23 protein-coding genes and 1 tRNA gene are annotated in these 23,340 nt (G+C 54.0%); 6 read left to right on the top strand and 18 right to left on the bottom strand.

All coding sequences use genetic code 11. The annotated features are described in order from the left end of the window. Positions 1-47: 47 nt before the first annotated feature. Positions 48-1,823, top strand: a complete 1,776-nt coding sequence (gene glgP / locus VLH40_05785) for an alpha-glucan family phosphorylase (protein HSV31519.1) — start codon at positions 48-50, stop codon at positions 1,821-1,823. Positions 1,824-1,937: 114 nt separating this feature from the next. Here the strand turns inward: glgP and VLH40_05780 are convergent, their stop codons facing one another. The 4 genes from VLH40_05780 to VLH40_05765 form a co-directional block, all read right to left on the bottom strand. After that, positions 1,938-2,141, bottom strand: a complete 204-nt coding sequence (locus tag VLH40_05780; GenBank protein HSV31518.1) for a cold-shock protein — start codon at positions 2,139-2,141, stop codon at positions 1,938-1,940. A 485-nt stretch (positions 2,142-2,626) separates the two neighbouring features. Next, positions 2,627-3,931: an asparagine--tRNA ligase gene (gene asnS / locus VLH40_05775; protein ID HSV31517.1), complete on the bottom strand. Its 1,305-nt coding sequence runs from the start codon at positions 3,929-3,931 to the stop codon at positions 2,627-2,629. Positions 3,932-3,959: 28 nt separating this feature from the next. Next, positions 3,960-4,718, bottom strand: a complete 759-nt coding sequence (locus tag VLH40_05770; protein ID HSV31516.1) for a creatininase family protein — start codon at positions 4,716-4,718, stop codon at positions 3,960-3,962. 70 nt (positions 4,719-4,788) lie between these two features. Then, the gene (locus VLH40_05765; protein HSV31515.1) at positions 4,789-4,926 is read right to left on the bottom strand and encodes a hypothetical protein; all 138 of its coding nucleotides are present in this window, start codon (positions 4,924-4,926) and stop codon (positions 4,789-4,791) included. A 169-nt stretch (positions 4,927-5,095) separates the two neighbouring features. On the opposite strand from VLH40_05765, the gene VLH40_05760 reads away from it, so the two are divergent. After that, positions 5,096-5,242, top strand: coding sequence for a hypothetical protein (locus VLH40_05760; protein ID HSV31514.1), 147 nt, complete (start codon positions 5,096-5,098; stop codon positions 5,240-5,242). Between the two features lie 100 nt (positions 5,243-5,342). On the opposite strand, the gene VLH40_05755 is transcribed toward VLH40_05760, so the two are convergent. The 3 genes from VLH40_05755 to glmS form a co-directional block, all read right to left on the bottom strand. Next, positions 5,343-6,860 carry a serine protease gene (locus VLH40_05755; protein ID HSV31513.1) on the bottom strand — a complete coding sequence of 506 codons (1,518 nt, stop codon included), beginning with the start codon at positions 6,858-6,860 and terminating at the stop codon, positions 5,343-5,345. Between the two features lie 253 nt (positions 6,861-7,113). Beyond that, entirely contained in the window at positions 7,114-7,371 is a 258-nt protein-coding gene (locus VLH40_05750) for a cupin domain-containing protein (GenBank protein ID HSV31512.1), read from the bottom strand. A gap of 49 nt (positions 7,372-7,420) precedes the next feature. After that, positions 7,421-9,238 (bottom strand): glutamine--fructose-6-phosphate transaminase (isomerizing), encoded by a 1,818-nt coding sequence (gene glmS, locus VLH40_05745; GenBank protein HSV31511.1) that lies wholly within the window; start codon positions 9,236-9,238, stop codon positions 7,421-7,423. Positions 9,239-9,495: 257 nt separating this feature from the next. Between glmS and VLH40_05740 the strand changes: the two genes are divergently transcribed. Beyond that, the gene (locus VLH40_05740; protein HSV31510.1) at positions 9,496-10,116 is read left to right on the top strand and encodes an HAD family phosphatase; all 621 of its coding nucleotides are present in this window, start codon (positions 9,496-9,498) and stop codon (positions 10,114-10,116) included. Positions 10,117-10,597: 481 nt separating this feature from the next. On the opposite strand, the gene VLH40_05735 is transcribed toward VLH40_05740, so the two are convergent. Continuing rightward, positions 10,598-10,687: transfer RNA gene (locus tag VLH40_05735), tRNA-Ser, on the bottom strand. Next, on the bottom strand, positions 10,664-11,209 hold the full coding sequence (gene tadA, locus VLH40_05730) for a tRNA adenosine(34) deaminase TadA (GenBank protein ID HSV31509.1): 546 nt from the start codon (positions 11,207-11,209) through the stop codon (positions 10,664-10,666). The genes VLH40_05735 and tadA overlap by 24 nt, the downstream gene beginning before the upstream one ends. A gap of 526 nt (positions 11,210-11,735) precedes the next feature. Between tadA and VLH40_05725 the strand changes: the two genes are divergently transcribed. The 3 genes from VLH40_05725 to VLH40_05715 are packed head-to-tail and all read left to right on the top strand — an operon-like array spanning position 11,736 to position 15,455. Then, the gene (locus VLH40_05725) at positions 11,736-12,710 is read left to right on the top strand and encodes a hypothetical protein (GenBank protein ID HSV31508.1); all 975 of its coding nucleotides are present in this window, start codon (positions 11,736-11,738) and stop codon (positions 12,708-12,710) included. Continuing rightward, positions 12,700-13,809, top strand: a complete 1,110-nt coding sequence (locus tag VLH40_05720; protein ID HSV31507.1) for an NAD/NADP octopine/nopaline dehydrogenase family protein — start codon at positions 12,700-12,702, stop codon at positions 13,807-13,809. Before VLH40_05725 ends, VLH40_05720 begins: the two co-directional genes overlap by 11 nt. Continuing rightward, positions 13,806-15,455, top strand: a complete 1,650-nt coding sequence (locus VLH40_05715; GenBank protein ID HSV31506.1) for a hypothetical protein — start codon at positions 13,806-13,808, stop codon at positions 15,453-15,455. The genes VLH40_05720 and VLH40_05715 overlap by 4 nt, the downstream gene beginning before the upstream one ends. 54 nt (positions 15,456-15,509) lie before the next feature. Here the strand turns inward: VLH40_05715 and VLH40_05710 are convergent, their stop codons facing one another. The 9 genes from VLH40_05710 to VLH40_05670 all read right to left on the bottom strand — a co-directional run. Continuing rightward, positions 15,510-15,872, bottom strand: coding sequence for a S1 RNA-binding domain-containing protein (locus tag VLH40_05710; protein ID HSV31505.1), 363 nt, complete (start codon positions 15,870-15,872; stop codon positions 15,510-15,512). A 60-nt stretch (positions 15,873-15,932) separates the two neighbouring features. Continuing rightward, positions 15,933-16,259: a septum formation initiator family protein gene (locus tag VLH40_05705; protein ID HSV31504.1), complete on the bottom strand. Its 327-nt coding sequence runs from the start codon at positions 16,257-16,259 to the stop codon at positions 15,933-15,935. Continuing rightward, positions 16,210-17,496: a phosphopyruvate hydratase gene (gene eno, locus VLH40_05700; GenBank protein ID HSV31503.1), complete on the bottom strand. Its 1,287-nt coding sequence runs from the start codon at positions 17,494-17,496 to the stop codon at positions 16,210-16,212. Before eno ends, VLH40_05705 begins: the two co-directional genes overlap by 50 nt. 26 nt (positions 17,497-17,522) lie before the next feature. After that, positions 17,523-17,891, bottom strand: coding sequence for a cyclophilin-like fold protein (locus VLH40_05695; protein HSV31502.1), 369 nt, complete (start codon positions 17,889-17,891; stop codon positions 17,523-17,525). Between the two features lie 24 nt (positions 17,892-17,915). After that, complete coding sequence (locus VLH40_05690; protein ID HSV31501.1) at positions 17,916-18,170, bottom strand: S4 domain-containing protein; 255 nt, start codon at positions 18,168-18,170, stop codon at positions 17,916-17,918. After that, a complete protein-coding gene (locus VLH40_05685; protein ID HSV31500.1) occupies positions 18,167-18,604 on the bottom strand; it encodes a hypothetical protein in 438 nt (145 codons plus the stop codon). Before VLH40_05685 ends, VLH40_05690 begins: the two co-directional genes overlap by 4 nt. Beyond that, the gene (mazG, locus tag VLH40_05680; GenBank protein ID HSV31499.1) at positions 18,553-19,359 is read right to left on the bottom strand and encodes a nucleoside triphosphate pyrophosphohydrolase; all 807 of its coding nucleotides are present in this window, start codon (positions 19,357-19,359) and stop codon (positions 18,553-18,555) included. The genes VLH40_05685 and mazG overlap by 52 nt, the downstream gene beginning before the upstream one ends. Continuing rightward, positions 19,352-22,477 (bottom strand): transcription-repair coupling factor, encoded by a 3,126-nt coding sequence (gene mfd / locus VLH40_05675; GenBank protein HSV31498.1) that lies wholly within the window; start codon positions 22,475-22,477, stop codon positions 19,352-19,354. Before mfd ends, mazG begins: the two co-directional genes overlap by 8 nt. 202 nt (positions 22,478-22,679) lie before the next feature. Then, positions 22,680-23,340: hypothetical protein (locus VLH40_05670; protein HSV31497.1), on the bottom strand; the 661-nt coding region annotated here is incomplete at its 5' end.

The following is a 23,340-nucleotide window of genomic DNA, read 5'->3' as shown; positions in this document are numbered from 1 at the left end:
CCATGCCCAAAAACCCAGTTCTTCCACGACTTAACCTACCGGAGTGAATGATGGAAATCCTGAACAAACTCAGACATGAGCAGGCAATCGCTTATTTCTCCATGGAAATCGCCTTGTTTCAAGACATTCCAACCTATAGCGGCGGGCTCGGGGTTCTGGCTGGAGACACGGTACGTTCAGCCGCCGATCTTTCTATCCCCTTCGTCGCCGTAACGCTCTTAAGCCGCAAGGGGTACTTTCAGCAGACGATATCCCCCGAAGGGCAACAACAGGAGATTCCGGCAGCTTGGGCAATCGAAAAATTCCTGAAACCACTTTTTCCACAGGTCTTTGTCACTATCGGGGGGAAAAAGGTCTGGATCAGGGCTTGGGCATACCATTGGCGCAGCATTGCCGGGGGTATCGTTCCAGTCATATTTCTGGATACTGATTTGGAAAAAAATGATCCGGAAGACCGGACGATCACCGATTATCTCTACGGAGGAGACCAGCGGTACCGGCTGAAACAGGAGATTGTGTTGGGAGTGGGTGGAGCGCGGATCCTGGAAAAACTTGGCGTCAAAGTCAGAAAATACCACATCAATGAAGGACATGCCGCCTTGTTGACCCTTGATCTCCTTAAAAAACACCAGCGCCGACTGGAGGAGGTCTGGGATGAGTCAAAAATATGGGACATTCAAACCGTAAGAGATTTGTGTGTTTTCACTACTCACACTCCCGTCGAGGCAGGTCACGACAAGTTCGACTACGGGTTGGTCCGAAGGGAATTCGAAGAACTGGTCCCCTTCTCCATCCTGCAGGAATTAGGCGGCCGAACCAACCTGAACATGACCCTTTTGGCTCTGAACCTATCCGGTTATGTCAACGGAGTGGCAAAAAAACACAGCGAAGTCTCCAGGCACATGTTTCCCGGTTACTCGATCCAGACGGTCACCAATGGGGTTCATAGTTTTACCTGGACAGCCCCCGCTTTCCGGAAACTTTACGATTCACATATCCCCGGCTGGGCCCATGAACCGGAACTTTTGAGCCGGGTAGACATCATTCCCGACAAGGCGGTCTGGGATGCTCATCAAGCTGAAAAAGCTAAACTCATTGACCTGGTCCGAAAAAAAACCGGTCACGAATTCAAGCCGGAGAACCTCACCCTCGGCTTCGCACGGCGGATAACGGCTTACAAGCGGCCGTACCTACTTTTTTCTAACCTCGAACGGTTGAGAAAGGTGACCCGCCAAAGACCGCTACAAATCGTCTATGCTGGCAAGGCCCATCCCCAGGATGAAGAGGGAAAGCGTATCATTCATCATATCAACACAATCGCCAGGACTTTGCAGGATAGCATCAGTGTGGCCTATATCGAAGATTACGGTTTCGATATCGCCCGGAAAATCATCGCCGGGGTGGATGTCTGGCTCAATACTCCGGAGATTCCCATGGAAGCCTCTGGAACGAGCGGGATGAAAGCCGCTCACAACGGGGTACTCAATTTCAGCGTTCTGGACGGATGGTGGATGGAAGGTTGCATTGAAGGAATCACCGGCTGGGCGATCGGTCGCGAGGTTCCGGAACATGATGACCCGTCCGCGCGAATCCGCGAAGAGCTCGACGATCTGTACAACAAACTCGAATACATCATTTTCCCCACGTACTATCAACAAATCGACACGTGGATCAAGCTGATGAAAAACAGTATCGGTAAAATCGCTTCCTATTTCAACTCTCACCGGATGATGAAACGCTACATCACCGACGCCTATTTTCACCAGAGCTTTCCCACAAAGTTCCTCAATGGAACGCCTCAGTTGCATTCTCTGATTAAATAACCACTGTCGCGATGCCGGTCTCTCGGACAACCGAGAGCTCATGACCAAGTCCACAAAAAAACCCCGGAATCGCTTCCGGGGTTTTTGTTTTCAGTTCAATTCAAGCTACTGAAACTACATCACCAGGGCTACGTTGGTCGCCTGCGGACCCTTGCTCCCCTCCTGAACTTCAAACTCAACCGACTGTCCCTGTTCCAGGTTTTTAAAGCCGTTGCCACTAATCGCCGAGTAGTGAACAAAAACATCTCCGCCTTCATCCGACTCGATGAAACCGTACCCTTTTGTTGCACTGAACCACTTAACCTTACCTGTTGCCATGTAAACCAAAACCTCCTGAATGTGAAAAATAGTCCATGCTTGAATAAGCACAAGAAAATTATACCACCCAGTCGTGGTTTTGTCAATGAAAAAATGGCTCTTTTGTTTTTATTCTGTGAAAATGTCCCCCCCCCGCAGAATGAAGGGATGATCCTGACCATGACTAAATAAGAACGAAGCAAACTCTGGTCTACCTGACGAAGCTGACCAGCAGGAAGATAGGGCTTCCGGGCCTTGGCATACACCAGGTCCAACTACACCCATCTTCCCCTATCTCACCGAGCCATTGGCCCACCACGAACAGCTCGACCCCCGATGTTCCACCAGCGAATTCCAAGTGTGGGTTCCGCTCGACGCGTTCCGGGCCGGTCACGACGCGGGTCATGATCAGTCAGCTATGGAATCCTACGCGCCGTTTCCGGTCAGGAACCTGATCAGCCAGACCAGGAACCCCAGGATTCGCCCTGCATCGAACAACAACCTTCTCAGGGGTACAGGCGGTAAATCTGCCGGGGAAAAGGAATGGCTTCCCGGATATGCTTGATACCACAAATCCAGCCCACCGTACGCTCGATCCCCAAACCGAATCCGGAATGAGGAACTGTTCCGTAGCGGCGTAAATCAAGATACCATTTGAATGCGTCCCGGGGAAGACCATACTCTGTGATCCGTTGTTCCAACAGCGCCAAATCGTGGATCCGTTGACCCCCCCCAATGATTTCACCGTATCCTTCCGGGGCAATCAAATCATCGTTGAGAACCAGATCCGGCCACTGGTGATCCGGCTGCATGTAAAAGGCCTTAATTTTGGCCGGGTAATGATGAATGAACACCGGTCGGTCATAATCCTCCGAAACGGCGGTTTCTTCGTCACCACCCAAGTCGTCCCCCCATTGGATGGAGAACCCTTTCTTTCGCAAAATCTCCAGCGCTTCGTCATAAGCTATCCGGGGGAAAGGCACCTGTACTTGCTTGAGGGGAGCGATGCTCCGCTCCAAGATTTCCAATTCCGCCGCGCAATGCTCCAACACTTCCCGCACCAGGAAAGAAACCAGTTCCTCCTGGAGCCGCATGTTGTCCTGGTAATCGTAAAAAGCGACCTCCGGCTCCAACATCCAGAATTCGGTCAGATGACGGCGGGTTTTCGACTTTTCCGCTCGAAACGTGGGAGCCAGGCAATAGACTTTCCCGAAGGCCATGGCCGCCGCCTCCATGTAGAGTTGACCGCTTTGGGATAGGTAGGCGTTCCCGAGATCAAAATACTTCACCTCGAAAAGACCGGAAGTTCCCTCACAGGCGACCGGGGTGAGAATCGGTGAATCAACGAGAATGAATCCCCGTTTCTGGAGAAACTGATGAATGGACATCATGATCTGGTTACGTACCCGGAGCACCGCGTGCTGGCGGGAAGAGCGTAACCACAAATGGCGCCATTCCATCAAAAAATCCACTGAATGCTCTTTCTTCTGAATGGGGTATTCTTCAGCCACCGAGAGACACTGAAAGTATGTCATCTCCAACTCATACCCCCCCGGCGCCCGCTCTTCCCGTTTTACCCGTCCCCGCACCAGTACCGCCGATTCCAGGGATATGCCTTTGAACCCCTTGATCTCCTCTGTCGTGAAATGCCCGCCGGTAAAGGCAGTGGCCTGCAAGAATCCGGTGCCATCCCGCAGGATCAGAAATGCGACCTTTCCACTGAAACGTTTGTTGGAAAGCCATCCCCGTATTTCCACTTCCCGGCCTTCGTGCCGACTTACTTCATCGATATAGGTATAGGGTACCGTCATCGTTTTTTTCCTCTCCCTTAACCTTCTCTCAATCTCTTTTCATCCCGTACCGCCAGTTTCGCTCCTCCATCTCCTTGACAAAATGGACGATCCGGTTGACCAATAAGTCAAACATTTTCTTCCCTTTTTCCGGGGTGGCATGGGTAGGATCTCCGGTTGCACCATAGGGCGTCAGTTCGTCAAATGTCCACTTGATATCGAGACCCGCCGGGATATCGGGGACCACCCCCCGGGCGTTTTCCATCCGGCAGAGTTCCGGAAACAGATGAAGCATGAGCGATGTTTCTCCTTCTCCGGCATGTCCCCGGCCGTTCCAGATCTCGAAGGTATCGGGGGGCAGGAGTTCTCTGGCCGTGATCCACCAGGCATCCAGAGAGGCTATAAATACAGTGGGTGTGGAGACTTTGACCGAACGGGCTGCGGTCTCGATAGGGGCGATATTTCCGTCATGACCGTTGATCACCAGGATCCGGTGGATCCCCTGTCGAATAACCGAACGGAACACTTCCTGCAAGAGAAGATTCATGGTCTCGGAACTCAGGGTCAAGGTGAACTGGTAGTGAGCGTAGTGGTGGCTGACTCCGTAATTGATCGGCGGAAGCATCAGCAGCCCCTCCACTTGCTGTGCCACTTCCTGCGCGATAGCCTGCGCCACGAGGGTGTCGGTACCAAAGGGGAGATGAAATCCATGGTTTTCCGCAGAACCAACCGCCAGGATTGCCTTATCGAATTTTCCTTCCTTGAAACCACTGTAAGTCAATTCCGGATGGTATGTTATTTTTCCCACTGATCAAACCTCCTCTTATTTAAACGGGAATGCACCGGTGAAAAAATAAGATCACAATCAAGAGAACAGTTTAAATGATTTCGCTAAACCCGTACAGGTTTAGTCTCTCTTCCCGCCGCTTCCAAGCATGGCGGAGCGTCGGCAGCGAAGCGACTCCCACGAGCGGTTTAGAGATGGTTCCCATCCCGCCCACAATCAACATGGCCACGATCTCACTCCAGCTCAAAATAGCTTATTCCGAAAACAATTCCAATGAAAGGAAAACCTCCCTCGGGTAAATCAGTGGTAGCTACACCATACCAAAAAACCCAAAAATAGGTCTTCCCTCTATTAGTTGAGAACATTCGATCAAATTCTACAGAAGATATTCAATAAGGATGATTTCCATCGGGCGGGCGGAAATACCGGATCAGGATGGAGAAGCCAGGTCTTCTCTCAAAAAACCAGTTCATGGCCAGGCAGGTATCGGTTGGATTGACGACAGCGAACATGAAGCAGCGCTCCAGCGCTGCACGCTGGCTTAGGCCAAAGAGCGCCGCTCCGGGGAACTCAGTAAAACATCCTATGCCAGCAAGAGTCCCTATCTCTGCATTTATAAACGGCTGATCCTCTCCGGACTAATGTTCAGTAATTAACTATCGATTCCTCTTCTGTCACACTCTCGCTCTGATCGACCACCAGGTCGGAAGAACGGTCCCGCGCAATCCGGTAGGTTGCGAGGATCCGGGCATGATTGTCCCGGGCCTTCTGAGAATCGAGGATAATTTGTTGGCCCTGGTCGTTCTCCAGAATCGTGTAGAATCTTTCATCCTGTTCATCCAGCATGCGAGCCAGATCCTTCATATTCCAGATTTTTTCTCCGTTGACCCGATCTACGATCCAACCGGTTATCTCCTGGTAACCCTGGTTGACATCGGCGGCCAGCACCCGCAATACAATCACCACCTGTTCCCCGTCCACCCGGGGAACATTGTTGAAAAGATGCACCAGAAGTTCAGTCGGGGCGGTTGCAGGCCAGTCGGGACCCCAAATGCCAAAGAGATCTTTACTCAATGGAGAAAAGACAATACCTCCATAAATAAGATAAGTCGGATCGGTTTCGTACCGCTCCATGGGAACCAGCCAGTTTTCGTCCATAGACCGGTGCAAGACCAATTCCAGCGAGTGGGTAATTCCATTCCGGAGAATCTCCATCCCGATCGTTTCTCCGATCTGTTTTTTTTGCACGACATAGCTCAAGCTGGTCCATTCCCGGTGCCGGAACTCGATCGATCCGTCGTTGGCCACCGGAAAACCGCCGATGGTCAGCAGGACATCGCCGCTGCGGAGTACGCCGTCAGCGGGAGACCCGGGAATCGTCCTGGTGATCAGTACACCGCTCTGGCCCTCCTTCATACGATACGCCGAGCGCATACCCGGGTTTTCCATGGCCTGCACGAGAAACCCAACCGATGGAAAGCCATGGTATACACCATCCCGCCCACCGGTTAAAAAATGATCGATTACCGGCGAGGGGACCATGTACCCGATATTCTGGGCTTGGGGAATCCCCTGCATCACCACCCCTACGATGACGTCCTCAACAATCACCGGACCCCCGCTTGATCCGGGGTTGATCGCTGCATCGATTTGACCGGCCAGAAGAGAGATCGAGCTGTGTACATAGGGACGGTGTTCGATCCGGGAAACGATACCCCGGGTGACACTCAAGCTGTCCCCCCCGAGGGGAAAACCATAGACCTTCACTTCCTGATGGGTTTCGGGTAGACCTCCAAAAGCCAGCGGCTCTACCCCGTCAAAAAAGACCGGATCTTCCACTTCGACTAGGGCCAGATCGGACTGATGAGAGACGGCAGCCACCCGGGCGGCATACCGCTGTGTTTCCCCGTGCCTGCGCACTTGTAGGAACGTGACATCACTGACCACATGAGCGTTGGTAAGAATGAGGTTACCCTCGATGATCGCCCCTGATCCGGTTCGGGAACGCGGCCCACTCATGTTCCAGGGATTGGAGTAGTCGGGGGTGTTGTACACCGCGTAAATTTTCACGACCGCCTCGGAAACGGCCGAAATAGCCAAAACCGGAAAAACGACCATGATCGTGAGGATGATGAACGAGGTAATAAACCAGAATTTCATCATGGGAAATTGATTCTCCTTATCTTTTTAGAGGATAAAACGGATTTTTTGCAAGTGTTAGACAGGTTACCTCCTTGATTGCGGTTCGAAACGCCGCCCCCCCCCGCTTCTTTGAGCAGATACCCGAAGGCTCCGGCAGAGATGTCCGGAAAGGCGATCGAAACGAGTTCATTCTCCTGAGCCAGGCGCAAATCGTTCCGGCAGCAAGACGCCAACAGATTGGCAGCCGACTCGTTCACTCTGTATACCGGCCAACTTAGGAGCGGATCATCACCAGGACCATTTTAAAGGGTGCCACCGCCCGCAGGGCATGCGGTTCACCGGCGGGCATGATCAAAATATCTCCCGAACGGACTGAATAGGGTTTTCCCGCTACCGTGATCTCCGCTTCCCCATCGATCACGTTTACCAGGGCATCGAAGGGAGCGGTGTGTTCGCTGAGACCTTCGCCCTGATCGAAGGCGAAAACGGTCACGGTGCCGCTCGGTTGTTCCAGGACCGTCCTGCTAACCACCGATCCATTCTGGTAGGCAACGAGGTCAGCCAGTTTTTGAACGGCCGGTTCATTCGACGGTCACACTCTTGGCCAGATTGCGGGGCTGGTCGACATCACATCCCTTTTCCACGGCGACATAATAGGCAAACAACTGGAGAGGAATAATGGCCGTGAATGGGGAGAGATCTTCCGAACCATCCGGGATTTCGATCAGGTGATGCGCCTTGTTCTCAACCTCCCGGTCGCCCGAAGTTGTCAGAGCCAGGACTTTCCCCTGTCGAGCACGGATTTCCTCCAGGTTTCCCAGGATTTTCGTCCGGCTCTCTCCCTGTCCGACCAAGACCAGACTGGCCACATCCGGTTCGACCAGGGCAATGGTCCCGTGTTTCATCTCCCCCGCACACAATCCCTCGGCATGGATATAGGAGATTTCCTTGAGTTTCAAGGCACCTTCCAAAGCCAGCGGATGGTATACACCCCGTCCCAGGTAGAGGAAGTGACGGTACTGGTAATACTGGCGGGCCAGCTCCTGAATCTTCGGTGCGTCTTCCAAGAGGTCACGAAGTCGCCGGGGAATCATAAAGAGTTCCCGCAGGAGAGCCCCCCGTTCCTCTTTCCCCTTTTCCGGGTTCCTTTCAGCCAGAAACAGAGCCATCAGGAGAAAAACCGCCATCTGGGCCAGAAAGGCTTTGGTCGAAGCGACACCGATCTCCGGTCCGGCTCGGGTAAACAGCACCCGCTCCGCCAAGCGGGTCAAAGAACTACCTATTGTATTACATATCGCCAAAACCGGCGCATGGTTCCTCCGGGCCAGCTCAGCCGCAGCCAGCGTGTCCGCAGTTTCTCCGGACTGGGACACGGCAATGACCAGGCTCCGTTCGTCGATCAGGGGTTCCCGGTAGCGGAATTCGGAGGCATACTCCACTGCAACCGGTATCCGAGCGTACCGTTCAATGAAGTGCTTGCCAAGCATTCCGGCGTGGGCGGCCGTCCCACAGGCTACAATCACCACCCGTTCCCAACTCCTCGACCAACCGTCCAGTTCCTCGAGTCTGATCACCCCATGGAGGGGATTCACCCGGCCAGCCAAAACATCTTCGAACACGGCCGGTTCTTCGAAGATTTCCTTGACCATGAAATGTTTGAAACCCCCCTTTTCCGCCCGAACCAAATCCCAGGGAACGGTAAAGATGGACTTTGAACCACGTCGGTTCCCGCAGAAATCGAAGACTTCCCAACTCCCGGCTCTTAATCGGACCACCTCACCATCATCCAGAAAGACGACCTGCCGGGTGTATTCCAGAATCGCCGGAATATCGGAAGCCAGAAAACCTTCCCCTTCTCCGATCCCGATGAGGAGCGGGCTGGCCATGCGCACGCCATACAGTATCCCCGGCTCTTCTTGAAACAGGATACAGCAGGCGAAAGAACCCCGCAGACGGCCGGCTGCCCTCAATAATCGCTCAAGCGGAAGGCCCGACCCTTCCAAGAGGTGCACGAAGACTTCACTATCAGTTTCGGAGGAAAAGACATGGCCTCCGTCTTCCAATTCCTGCCGGAGAGCGAGATAATTCTCGATGATGCCGTTATGAACGAGGGCCACCTTTTTGGTGCAATCCATATGCGGATGAGCGTTGTGCTCCGAGGGAATTCCGTGGGTCGCCCACCGGGTGTGGCCGATTCCTCGCTGGGATTCATATGCGGTTCCAACCAATTCCCGTTCCAGTTCACTCACTTTGCCTTTCGCTCGAACGGTAATCAAGCGCCCATCCTCTTCTACGGCCACCCCGGCTGAATCATAGCCCCGATAGGCCAGTCGGTTCAATCCGTTCAAGAGTACCGGTAACGCCTGCTTCGTTCCGGTATACCCAATGATGCCGCACATGGTACAATCACGCCCCCTGTCATTTCCGTCTCCCGCACAAATAAAAACAGTTCGGCCACCGTGAACAGCCGGCTCTCCATCAGTATTTCATTATACAATATAGACAGAGAGCGAAAAACGCTCGAACCAATACGTAATTGGTATATCCGTTATTTTTTGCGAATTCGAATCTTCTTCAGCGGTATTTAGGAGATCTCCCATGGTCACAGATATGGTATTCTATTTTGGAAGCTACTTTTTCGGAGAAAGGATCGAAGATGAAGATACATCTCCAATGCCTGGTTTTCGACTACGGCGGGGTGATCAGTAAAAAACAGGATAGTAAGCGGGTAGCGGACATGGCCGCTATTTTCGATCTTGCCCCGGATGATTTTACCCGGGCATACTCCATGTTCCGGGATCATTATGATGCCGGCGCCATCGATTATCGAGAATTCTGGCGAAAGATCGCGGACACGCACAGGGTGAGCCTCACCGCAGAGGCTGTGGAACAACTTCGGGATCTGGACGTCCGAAGCTGGTCAGTGATTGATCCGGACATGGTCTCTTTCCTGGTCAATCTGCGCCGTTCAATCTCGACCATGGCAGTGATATCCAACATCACCCCGGATCTCCTTACCGCCTTGCGGCCGCAAGCTCCCTGGTTTACCCTTTTCGACGAGTTGGTATTCTCCTGTGAGGAAAGAATCGTCAAACCGAATCCGCAGATTTTCTTAACTTGTCTGTCTCGTCTTGCCCTTTCGGCCTGCACGTGCCTGTTCATCGACGATACACCGGCCAATGTTGAAGCCGCCCGAATGTCGGGCATGCATGCTTTCCACTACCAGAATCTTGAGAGTTTCCGGGAAGAGTTGGAGGCGCGGTACGTTTTGAACTAAGACCGAGCACCTGGGAAAAGGAGTCCCCGGGGGTCTCTTGAAAAGATCTGTTAGAGGAGGGGGATCCGGAGAACCAGTGCGGTGTTCCAGGAGCTTACCCCGGAGGGAGGGGGGCAACAAGATCTTTGAATCGGAAGGGACTTCCCCCTCTGGTTTGAAAGAGGCAAAGCCGGAGAGGGGCCCCGAGGGGGCTCGTGGTCTAGGGCCCAGCAAGGTTGAAGCCGGCCAGCCCAAGGTGTTTACGGGGCCAGCTGGCAGGGTTTGCCAGGTTCCTGTTCTTTGCCCCCTCCTGCTGCCTATCCCCCAGCAGGAACAAGAGACCTTCCCTACCCAGTTAAAGAAGGTCTGGCCACACCCCCCCCGAGCTTTGACCCATCAGATCTATAGAATCCTGGCCGATGTTCCTGACGCCATGGACATACTTGCAGAAACCCCGGAAAAGATGCACAAGTCATTTTCTAAAAAAGACGGTTGGGAAACTTGGCGGAGAGGGTGGGATTTGAACCCACGGTGCCTTTCGGCACACTCGATTTCGAGTCGAGCGCCTTCAACCAGACTCAGCCACCTCTCCACGCTGCCGCTTCATTGTAAAATATTTCTGTAGGATTTGGCTACACCCTTCCCGATAGATTCCCTCGATTATTTCTGTACGGTGATTAAAGAGCTTCGTGCTGAACACGTCGATGACGCTTCCGGCCACCCCGCCTTTTGGATCCCGGGTCCCGAAGACCACCGTCTGGATACGGGCCTGAAGAATCGCCCCGGCACACATCAGGCACGGCTCGAGAGTCACGTACAGGACCGCGTCTGGCAAACGCCAACTCCCTAGCCGGCGGGCGGCTTTCTGGAGTACCTCGATTTCAGCGTGGGAAATGACCTGGTTTTTCCGCTCTCGCCGGTTGTGTCCCCGGGCTACCACCTCACCTTTCAAGACCAGGCAGGCCCCCACCGGTACTTCATCTTCCCGAAAAGCCTTTTCCGCTTCCCGGAGGGCGAAGGCCATATACCGTTCGTGCTCCTGATTTTTGACCTTGTCCGGGGCAAGGCGGGCTGCTCCACCGAATGGGGTTCTGATTCCATTGGCGCCGTTCATTGCATAAGTATAGCAAACCGGGTCTCCCAGGCAAAGCCGACAGAGTCTGTGCCCGGCGGCACCCGTGCCACGCGTGTTGCCAGCTAACCCATATCCGCGGTATGGGGAGTCGCTGAGTTACCAGTTGGTAAAATACCTCGGAAAAACTTCCGAATTCATGCTACAATACGCACATACACTGATCTGTCGTGGTCCTTCCCCATTTTTGTATTGGAAGGTCCTGGACCGGGAAACAGAAAATCAGAATCAAATCCCAGGATCATGACACCGGGCTATTCCTTCATAAGCCGACCAAGCCTATCCCGCTTCTCCTCCTCCCGGCTTCATGTTTCGCGATTTTTTTTTGGGAGCGGAAGGAGAGATGCTCGGTTACATCTTTATATCCGGAAAACTGAAGCCACACACGCAGTAGACAATCGAAGCATATCCGCAGCAGTAGGCGTTACATCTTTATATCCGGAAAACTTAAGCCACACACAAGGGCAAAAACCGGAAAAGTTCAATGTGAGCGAAGGTGGTGAATGCGTTGAAAAATATCTGGATTGCGTACAGTGAGACAATCTTCGATGAACGGGAAAAAGCCCTTTACCAAGCCCGAAACAACCTCAAAGGTAAAACCCTGTCGCTGATCGAGGAAGCACTTACAGATCAGGAATACCAGGTGGGGAGCCTGAACATGGATCAGCCGATCCACCAATTCGTGGAGTCGCTGGACCCCAGCCGGGTCGACCTGGTGTTCAACCTGGCGGTCAAAGTATCGGAAATCTACGATCAGGCCTTTCTGCCGTCTCTCCTCGACGCGACCCACATTCCCTATCTGGGCTCCAACTCCACTGTGCATTCCTTATGCCTGGACCGTTCCCTGATCAAGCTTTCCCTGCGGGGCATCGGAATCCCCAGCCCCTCGTCCTTTCTTTTGTTGCCGGACGACCCGGTCCCGGAAAGTCAAACCTTCCCGGTGATCATCAAACCCCGTTTCCGAACCCATTTTCCCAGCATTACCAGCGATTCGGTGGCCAATGATTTGGACGAACTCATGGCCAAGATACAGGCCCTTCACAAATTGACCAGAGAAAAAGTCCTGATCGAAAAGTACCTGGAGGGCCGGGAGATGGTGATCGGGCTGTGGGGAAACGGCAAACAGCTCAGTATGCTCCCCATCCTGGAAGTCCGACATGAAAATTCCCAGGTACTGCAAAGCTCCGTCAAAGATGTGTTCTGCCCCGCTGACCTTAATGAGGAACAGAAAACGATGCTCGAAACCATGGTCATCCGCATTTTCAATGAACTGAACATGCGTGATTATGCCTCCTTTCACCTGATTTTCAATCAGAAAGAAAATATCCCCTTCTTTTTCGAGATCAATTCCCTCCCTCTGCTCTATTACAAATACAGCGCCTTTCCCCAGATGTGCCAGGCCGGGGGCATCGACTATAAGGACATGATCCGCCGGCTTCTGACCATCGCCGAAGAACGGGTGGGAGGCCGCCATGACAACTAACGTGACTTACACCGTTCTGGGCGCCGGACACGGCGGGCAGGCGCTGGCCGGTTACCTGGCCCTGAAAGGATATAACGTAAATCTGTTCAACCGGACGTACGAACGGATCAATTCCGTCCGGATGATGGGCGGTATCCAGGTGGAGGGGGAAATCCAGGGTTTCGCCCAACTGGGAATCGTCACCGACAACATCGCCGAAGCGATCAAAGGCGCCCAGATCCTGATGGTGGTCGTCCCGGCTTATGGACACCGCTACATGGCCGAAAACCTGGGACCGGTTCTCGAGGACGGACAGATCATCGTATTGAATCCGGGCCGTACGGGAGGGGCGCTCGAGGTCAGGCAGATCCTGAAAGAGCAGGAAATCAAGGCCCGGGTGATCATCGCCGAAGCCCAAACCTTTATCTTCGCCAGCCGGATCACCGGGCCCGCCCAAGTGAAGATTTTCCGGGTGAAAAATTCCATTCCCGTCGCAGCCCTGCCCGCCTACAAAACGGTCGAAGTGGTCCAGGCCCTGCGTAAGGCCCTTCCCCAGTTCCTGCCCGAAGACAATATCCTGAAAACGAGTTTCAACAATATCGGCGCAGTCTTTCATCCCACTCTCACCATCCTGAACGCCGCCCGCATCGAGAGCACCCACGGAGGATTCGACTACTACATCGAGGGTATTACCCCGGCGACATCCCTGATCCTGGCCGAAGTGGACAAGGAACGGGTCAAGGTTGCCGAAGGGCTGGGTATACGGGCCATCACCGCCCGGGACTGGCTCTACTCGGCCTACGACGCTCACGGCCGCAACCTCTATGAGGCGATCCAGAACAACTCCGGTTATCGGGGCATCCAGGCACCATCCACCATCTACACCCGCTACATAATCGAAGACGTTCCCATGAGCCTGGTCCCCATTTCTTCCTTTGGGAAAATGCTCGGGATCCCCACCCCTACCATCGACAACATGATCCATCTCGCCAGTCTACTTCATGAGCGGGATTACTGGCGGGAGGGAAGGACCGTGGAGAAACTGGGTCTCGCTAATCTGAGCGTCAAGGAAATCCGGGAACTGGTAGTGATGGAAGAGGCTAAGGAGGTCCAAGTATGAGGGAAAAAACGATCATTGGCGCCTCACTGGGAAACGATGTCCACGTGGTGGGGATCTACCGGTTTCTGACGCTGGCCGAAGAACACGGTTACCGCGCGGTCTTTCTGGGGCCCTCCGTCCCGGTGGAATCTATCGTCGCTCAAGCTAAAACTCAACATCCCGAACGGATGATCGTGGGTTACCGTTTGAGCGAAGACGCCGCTACCCTTCTCTTCAGAGAGTTAAAAAGGGGGCTGGAACGGGAACGCCTCGCCGGCACCTTCCCGTTGATCTTGAGCTGCCCTCCGGCGCTGCGGCAAGCGGCGGTCAATGCCGGAATTTTCGATTTTATTTTCACCGGTGGGGAACCGTTCGACGACATCCTGGCCAGCCTGACTGAAAAAGGAAAGGGTATTCCCTTCGAAGCAAAATATCCTCCCACTCTTCCCGAGCGGGTCACGGCAAAAAAGCCGTTTCCCCTGCTCCGCCACCATTTCGGAGTCCCCACCGTTGAGGAGACCGTGTTAGGCGTAGAGCGAATCGCTGATGAGAAGGCGGTCGACATCATTTCCCTGGGACCGGATCAGAATGCCCAGGAATTCTTCTTCGAGCCGGAAAACATGCGCAGCGACGAAAACGGGGCCGGAGGGGTTCCGCTGCGGACCAGAGAGGACCTGGAACGTATCTACCGGGCTTCCCGGCGGGGAAATTATCCGCTACTCCGCTGTTACAGCGGCACCAACCATCTCCGGGAGTGGGCCCACTTGCTTGCCGAAACCATACATATCGCCTGGGGCGTAGTCCCTATCTTCTGGTACAGCACACTCGACGGCCGTTCTTCCCGACCCTTGGTTCAAGCGATCCAGGAAAACCAGGAGGCGATGCGCACCTACATCAACCTCGGTATTCCCCTGGAAGTGAACGAGGCGCACCAGTGGAGCCTGCGGGACGCGCCGGATTCGGTAGCCGCCGCCGCTTTTTTCCTCGGGGCCTACCAGGCCAAGGCTTTCGGGGCTCGCCACTATGTTGCCCAGTACATGTTCAACACCCCGCCTGGTATCTCCCCGCGGGCCGATCTGGCCAAAATGCTGGCCAAACAGGAATTGCTCGGGGAACTCACCGACCCCGGTTTCAATGTCTTCACCCAGATCCGGGCCGGACTTTCCCATTTCACGCCCAACCTGGATATAGCCAAGGGACAACTGGCCGCTTCCACCGCTTTGGGTCTACACCTCTTTCCCGACATCATTCACGTCGTCGGTTTTTGTGAAGCGAATCATATCGCCTGTTCACTCGAGGTGGTGGAAAGCGCCCGGATCGTGCAGGGCGTTCTGTCCGATCTACTGATTGGGCTCCCGCGGATTGACCAAGACCCCTTTATTCAGAAACACAAAAAACGCATAAAAGAGGAAGCGCGCCTGATCCTCGAAACGATCCGGGAGATCGCTTCGCCGGGCATCGAAGACCCCTGGACCTCGCCGGAAACCCTGGCCCGCGCGGTGGAAACCGGCCTTCTTGACGCTCCGCACCTGTCCGGCAATCCGGAAGCGCAGGGTACAGTCATCACCCGCCTGCGGGATAGTATTCTGCGGGTAGTCGACAAGGACGGGCAACCGCTCACGGAACGGCAGAGAATTTCCGCTCTGCGACAGGATAAAAACGAGTAGGGGAAGGCGCCCCACATCGGGGGTCAGGCCATTCCCCTACTCATTGGCGGCTGTTCAGCGACGGCGCTTGTTTTCCCGGTGGCGTTTCAGATCGGTTATTTTCTCTTGGCTTTGCTTGAGAAAACGACTCATTTTCTGCTCGAAATTCTGCTTGCTGCGGTTGAGTTTCTCCATATATTCCTCGTCTTCGTTCAACCGCTTGATGGAAAGGTCGATTTTTCCGTCATCGGTGATGCTGATGACTTTCACCCGAACCTTATCATTGAGTTTCAGGTGTTCGGCCACATCTTTCACATACTGATTGGAGATCTCGGAGATATGAACCAGACCCTTCTTGCCATCCTTAAGCTCAACGAAAGCCCCGAACTTCGTAATGCCAACCACGGTACCTTCCACAATGCTGTCAACTTCGATCATGGATACGAATGGTAAGCCTCCTCTTTAGTATTTGAAAGGATCCTCTCTCATCTGCGCCGATCATTCCGGATCAACCATCCTGATGATCACTTCACCAGGTTTAACCAGGTTCAGGCGGTCCCGGGCCTGCATTTCGATATACCAGTCTTCCTCCAGGTTTTCTTGTTCCTGTCGGAGACGGGCAATCTCTTCCTTAAGTTCCCATTCCCGCTTCTGGATCTCTTCGAGACTGCGGGTGACCCGGTGATAGTCGACCAGCCTCTCGGTAAAACCGATACTCCAAGCAAAAAGAAAGACTGCAAAGAAAGCCGCGATCAGGACCTTCTTCCAGAAAAACCTAATACCCCTGGACTTTAAAGACCTCTCGTCCCCGATATATGGCTGCATTGCCCAACTCTTCCTCAATCCTCAACAGTTGATTGTACTTGGCAATCCGCTCCGAACGGCACAGCGAGCCGGTTTTGATCTGACCGGCATTGGTCGCGATCGCCAAATCGGCAATGGTCGCATCCTCGGTCTCCCCCGACCGGTGGGAAATGACCGAGGTATACCCTGCCCGTTTCGCCCTCTCGATGGTATCGAGTGTTTCGGTAAGCGATCCGATTTGATTGAGCTTGATAAGAATTGAATTACAACAGTGCTCCCTGATTCCCCGGGCCAGCCGTTCCGGATTGGTCACGAACAGGTCGTCTCCGACCAGTTGGACCTTACGGCCCAAGGCAAACGTCAACTTTTTCCAGCCTTCCCAGTCATCTTCGGCCAGGGCGTCTTCCAGGGAAATGACCGGGTACTTTTCCACTATGTTCTGGTAAAATTCTATCATCTCATCAATGTTTCTGCGAGCCCCCTCCCGCTCGAACAGATAGATTTCATCTTTGTAGAGTTCACTGGCCGCCGAGTCAAGGGCTAGGTAGATGTCGCCTCCCGGCTCGTAACCAGCGATTTGGACAGCTTCGATGATGACGTCGAGGGCCTCTTCGGAAGAATGCAGGGCCGGCGCAAAGCCTCCTTCGTCTCCTACCGAAACCGAATACCCCCGCCGTTTTAAGACTTTGGCCAGATTGTGAAACACTTCCGCGCCCATCCGCAGTGCTTGAGAAAACGACTTGGCTCCCGAGGGAACGATCATGAATTCCTGAATGTCTACCCCGCTGTCGGCATGTTTTCCTCCATTGAGGATGTTCATGAGCGGTACCGGAAGTTCCCGGGCGTTCGTTCCGCCCAAGTATCGGTAGAGTGGAAGACCGGCATACTCCGCCGCAGCTTTGGCAGTGGCTAGGGAGACGCCGAGAATAGCATTGGCACCGAGCTTACCCTTGTTCGGTGTGCCGTCGAGTTCGATAAGCATGCGATCGAGAGAGGGTTGGTCCACCGCATCCAGGCCTATAATCTCCGGTGCGATGATCTCATTGACATTTGCAACCGCTTTGGTGACGCCCTTCCCCAGATACCGGGACTTGTCACCATCACGGAGTTCTACCGCTTCAAAAGTACCGGTCGAAGCACCGGAGGGAACGGCGGCCCGGCCGAAGGCGCCAGAGGCCAAAGTCACATCAACTTCAATGGTCGGGTTCCCGCGGGAATCGAGTATTTCGCGTGCCTTTACATCGAATATCGTACTCAAGGATCAATTACCCCCTTTTCTCTCGTTCACTGATCGTAAACCTCCACTCGGGTTCCGGAGGGAATGGTTTCCAGGATTTTCACATCGCCCTTTATTCGGCCAATCACTTCTACTGGGCTAGCCGGCCGTATTTCATCCGGTGTACGGCTGGCCGGTGTCGCTCCAAAAAAGAAACACAGGCAGGCTCCCTGCGGCCAGTATGCGACATCACCTGGTCGAACTGTTTCCTGTGGATTGACAATATCGCTTCTTACCGGAATCTCAAAATATATTTCCTTCCCCCAAGTATCCACACGAGCCGAAACGGGAAGCCCTTTCTGGATTTTCTCTGACAAAGGGCTTGTTTCCAGCTCCACCGCCACCTCGATACCGGCTTCAGGAAAAACAACCCGCATTATCTCAGCCCCCTCCTGTTTTTCTTAGCCTTCCTCCACCCGTTCCTGCTCGAGAACTTCAATGACATCCCCCCCTCCCGGACGGCTGGGGAGACACAAGACTTTCACCCGCATTCTCCAGGTCGGGGAAACAATCGTTATCTCATCCCCCTCCCTGACATCAGTCGCTGGTTTAGCCGGTTTTCCGTTAATAATGATCCGGGAACTCCGGCAGGCCGTCTGAGCGAGAGAACGGCGCTTGATCAATCGTGAATTACGAAGAAATACGTCCAGCCTCAACGGTCTTCCCAGGGAAGCGGCGTATCTTCAGAATACTCCGGAAAGCAGGAATATTCAACACCCTTGCCCAAGGCGATCAACCGGCATACCGACAAAATCTGCTGTTTCTGTAGAGCGCTTTCGACAAAAGCCCACAAGGATTCGTCGGTGAGCCGGCCGGCTACCAAAAGGGCCCGCTTGCCGGCGAGTCCTTCCAGGTGACCGAGAAGCAGAGTGTATTCGCCATTCCTTTTCCCGACGTTCAGAACCTCCACATCCCGTTGAAGGTATCGGTTCAAAAGGCCGGACATAACCAAGCCATCCGGGTTAAGTGCCACCAGAACATCCGGATTCCACCCGCGAATCAGGGGGAGTAAAACCTGGATTCTTTCCTGAAGCCGTCTCAGGTCGATTTCCAGTTTTTGGGGTCCAGGTTCTCTTTGGCATTGTCCCATAATTTATCCAACTCCTCAAACGACACGTCCACCAGGTTTTTTCCTTCCCGGCGGACTGCTCCCTCCATCATGGCAAACCGTTCCTTAAAACGATGGCAGGTTTTCCGCAACGCTTCTTCCGGATCCACCTTCAGATGACGGGCCAGGTTGACCAGCGTAAAGGCCAGGTCCCCCCATTCGGCCTCAATCCGCTTCCCGTCCTCGGATCGCCAGGCTTCCCTGAGTTCCTTCCATTCCTCCTCGACCTTGTCGGCCACGGCCTCAGCGTTCTTCCAGTCAAAGCCTACCCGGGCGACCCGACTCTGGATGGCATTGGCCCACACCAGAGCGGGCAAATGACGGGGGAGGGAAGAGAGCATGCTCTCTCGTTCCTTTTCTTTTCCCTTGATCCTTTCCCAGTTCACCAGGACTCCGTCAACCCCCGCTACCGCCTCGGAACCAAAGACGTGCGGGTGCCGTTTTTTCATTTTGGAAACAATGGTCCGAAGAACATCAGCCATGGTAAACGAACCTTCTTCCTGCCCGATACGGGCATGGAAGACGATGTGCAGCAACATGTCCCCCAACTCTTCCATCAATTCGGCGTCATCCTGCCGATCGATGGCCTCGAGCGCTTCGTACACCTCTTCCACCATCAACTGTTTGAGTGTTTCCCGGGTTTGCTCCCGATCCCAGGGACAGCCTCCTTCCCCGCGAAGTATATCAACTGTCTCCAGGAGTTCCCGGAAAAGCACTTCCGTGCTTTTCTCATCCATTCGCCGTTCCTCGTTCCCCGGTTGATGCTTTGAAGCCTTCAAATATCTCAAGCAGCCGGTCAATTCCCACTACCGGGATTTTCAAGGCGGTACGGCCTTGGTGCTGGGCCAAGGTCCCTTTCACCCCTCGTTCCTTGCTCGCTTCACTCAAACGAACCAAGCACTCGAGAGAGCCAAACATAAAGATTTTCCCGTCCCTTTCCTCGATGCTCTCCACTTGGGATATTTTACCATAACCCCGCAGCTTTGCAATGTTGAGGAGTTTCAGAGCTTCCGGAGGAATCCTCCCTCTATGGTCCTCCCATTCCTCCCGAAGGGCCTCGACGTCGGACGGCTCCCGCAGACGAAGTATCCTCTGGTAGGCTCCGAACCGCTCGCTTTCATCCATATAACTTTCCGGAATGAACGCCTCCTCCTTCAAGGCAATGCTGGTTCCCCCGAAAGTATCCGGTTCTTCACCCTTTAACCGGGCGATCTCATCCTGAATCATTCTGGTATATAAAGAAAATCCAATTTCCTGGATAAATCCGTGCTGTTCGGCACCGAGAATATTCCCCGCTCCCCGGATTTCCATGTCCCGGGTCGCCAGTTTAAGACCAGATCCGAGTTCCGAATACTCCAGGATCGCCTCCAGTCTTTCCCGCGATTCCAAGGTCAATCGGGACGGGTAGAAAAAGTAGGCGAACGCGTCCCGATCGAACCGGCCGATCCGTCCCCTGAGCTGATAGAGTTGCGCCAGGCCGAACAAGGTGGCCGGATCAACGATCAAGGTATTGGCATTGGGCACATCAAGGCCGATCTCAATGATGGTTGTGCACAGGAGAAGCTGAATTTTTCTTTCGTAAAACCCTTCCATCACCCGTTCCAATTCCGACCCGGACATCCGGCCGTGGGCCAGAGCCATAGACGCTCCGGGGAACATGACCTCCAATTCTTCCCGGACCCGCAACAATTCCCGAATCCGTGGACAAACATAAAACACCTGCCCACCCCGATTGAGTTCATATTCAACCGCTTCGCGGATCGTGGAGGCTTTCCGGGGTAACACCTGGGTATGTACCGCCTTGCGCCCCTGGGGAGGCGTAGCGATAATGCTGATATCGCGGGTTCCGATCAGAGACAGATACAGCGTGCGGGGGATCGGGGTAGCGGTCAGCGTCAGGATATCGACTGCGGCTTTCAACCGTTTCAGGCGTTCCTTATGCATTACGCCAAACCGCTGTTCTTCGTCCACCACCAAAAGGCCGAGATCATGAAAGGCGATATCCCGGGAAAGGAGCCGGTGAGTCCCGATCACGATATCCACGGTACCCCGGGCTATCTCATCAAGGATTCGCTTCTGGTCAGGCGGCGATTTGAAGCGGTTGAGCACTTCCACCCTAACCGGAAACCTCCGCAGCCGTTCCTTGAAGGTGACATAGTGTTGTTCGGACAGGATCGTGGTCGGCGATAAAACGGCCACCTGTTTCCCGCCCATAACCGCCTTGAAGGCAGCCCGTACTGCTACTTCCGTTTTCCCATACCCCACATCTCCGCAAACCAGCCGGTCCATGGGGCGGGGTAATTCCATATCCCGTTTGACGTCGTCAATCGCCAGGCGTTGATCGGCAGTTTCAACAAAAGGAAATGACAGTTCCAGTTTTCTGGCCCAGGATTCATCGGGGGGAAACGCATGTCCGTGTTCGATCTGACGGCGGGCGTAGAGGTCGAGGAGTTCACGGGCCACCTCTTCTACCGATTTCTTCACCCGCTGCTTGATCTTCAACCATTCGTCCTTCCCCAATCGGGACATCCGGGGTAAAGTATCCCCGGAGGCCACGTATTTCTGGACCAGGAAGAGACTCTCCACCGGAACGTGGAGTTGGTCACCGGCGGCATATTCGATGGTGATATAGGCTTTCCGGATCCCCTGCAAAGACATTTCTTTCGAGCCCCGATAAATTCCGATACCGTGTTCTTCGTGAACGAGGTAATCACCCGGTTTGATATTCCTCAACAGATTCGGATCAGGGGGAGAAGATTTTCTGGTCCTGGGGTACTGTATTTCCGTCCCAAAAATTTCCGTGGCCGACAGGACGGCGATACCCTCATCGTCAAGGAGGAAACCCTCCGACGGATACCCTTCAAACAAAACAATTCGCTCCTCATCCTCGGGACGGCGGGTAAAAGCAACCTGTTCTTCGCTCAAACATTCTCTCATCAACTCAAGCTTTTCCGATGGAAGGACCAGGAATACCTTCGTCCAGTATTCAGCTTTCAGCCATTCGACCAGTGCGGGGATATTTCCCTGAAAACTGGGCGGTTTGCCGGCCGGAAGGTCCACGGTAACAGTGTCTTTGTAGGGGGAGAGTCCGGTAAATACCTGAAGCGTATCCCGAAAAAGAGTCGTTTCAAAATAGGCCCCGTCCCAAAAAAGAACGGCGGATTCCCGGCGAAGCAAACCAAGCAGGGGAATTTTTCGGAAACTCCCGCTGCGGGGCAGAACCAAAATCCGTTGGATGGTGTCGGCAGTCCGCTGAGTTTCGGGATGAAACCGCCGGATTGTTTCCAGTCGGTTTCCCCACCAGTACGTGCGCAGGGGCATTTCGGCGTCGGGTGGAAAAAAATCGAGCACTTCTCCCCTGACGGCCATCTCGCCACGTTCCCAGACAAAATCTTTACGCTCGTATCCCATCCGGAAAAGCCCGTCCAGCACCTCTTCCCGTTTCCGCTCTTCACCGGAGGTAAAAAGTAGTGACCGCTCTTCAAAAGATGTCAGATCAACGATTTCCCGTCTGATGTCGTCCGCGCCAAGGATGGAGACCACGGGTTTTCCGGGAACCAGGCTCCGTTGCCAGAGCACATCGCTCCATTCCTCGCTAAAGTCTCCGATATTGACCGAAAGATCCCCGACCCCGAAGAGGAAACGCAAACTCTCCGCCTGTTTGAAGGCCTTGCGTTTCCATTCTTCATTCAAGGCAACGTAGAAGACCGGACGCCCAAGCCGGTGGGCCAACACACAGGCTAAAAGCGGCCGCAGGGAAAAAGGAATGGAACAATGGACTATAGAAGCCCGGCGCAGCGCGTCTGCGACCTGTTCAAAACCAGACCATAATCGTTTGATTCCAAGCTGATTCATGGAGAGGCCCCGGCAGGAAGACGAAAGGCGGAATTACCATGCTCTCCGTGAATCCACCGTTCTCTGATCAGAGGATCACTGGCGAGTCGCGGCCGGCGCAATGGTACGATGGTTTTTTGCAACGTGATCAAGTCCTCAAAAATCCTGATTCGGGTGTACGAAGCGCTCGGCATTGATGTTTTCCGGTTTCGGAACGGTGAAGTTATAGGATGAGGGAAATCACCGTCATGGTCAAAGCAGCTGAAAACAGACTGCCCCAGATGACCTGGGGAACCGTATGCTTGTTCAAAAACAGGCGGGCCCAGCCTACCGGGACACATAGAAGATAAAAAACAGCCAACAGGGGATGGACAACCATGGTCAGGGCGGTGACCGGACCGGCGATACCGGCCAGATGCATGCTGATTTTCCAATAGTTGGAAATGATTCCCCCGGCCAATGTGACCGTCACATAACTCGCGGTGACCCCCAACAAGGGCTTCGGTGCCCCCTCAAGCACATAAATGACCAAGGAGAGGGTATTGAGCCCAACGAACATGAGATAAGGTTTGAACCGTTCCCGCCGGTCACTCAGATCCAAATCCGAAATCATGCGGGCGTGTTTAAGGAGAAGGATCAGAACCGCCGGTCCGACTGCGATGAAACTCACTCCAATCAAAAAATAACCCGCCGCCTCCCAGCCTCCGGAGACATTCCAAGCCACGATCGCATAGAGGATCGCGGCTGCCGTCATCGGCTGGAGAAACAGAGAAATCGCCTTCGCCGCTTGCTTACGGCGGGTTTTCTCGGCCGGTTGTATTCCATCCCGCATTGCTATCCTCCCGTTCTCCGGGGAGCGTATGGCTTTCACTCGGCCTCCCCGG

The sequence above is a fragment of the Atribacteraceae bacterium genome, assembly GCA_035477455.1.
Taxonomy (GTDB): Bacteria; Atribacterota; Atribacteria; order Atribacterales; family Atribacteraceae; genus DATIKP01.
Note: the sequence above shows the minus strand (reverse complement) of the source record. Positions and strands in the feature narration are given on the sequence as shown.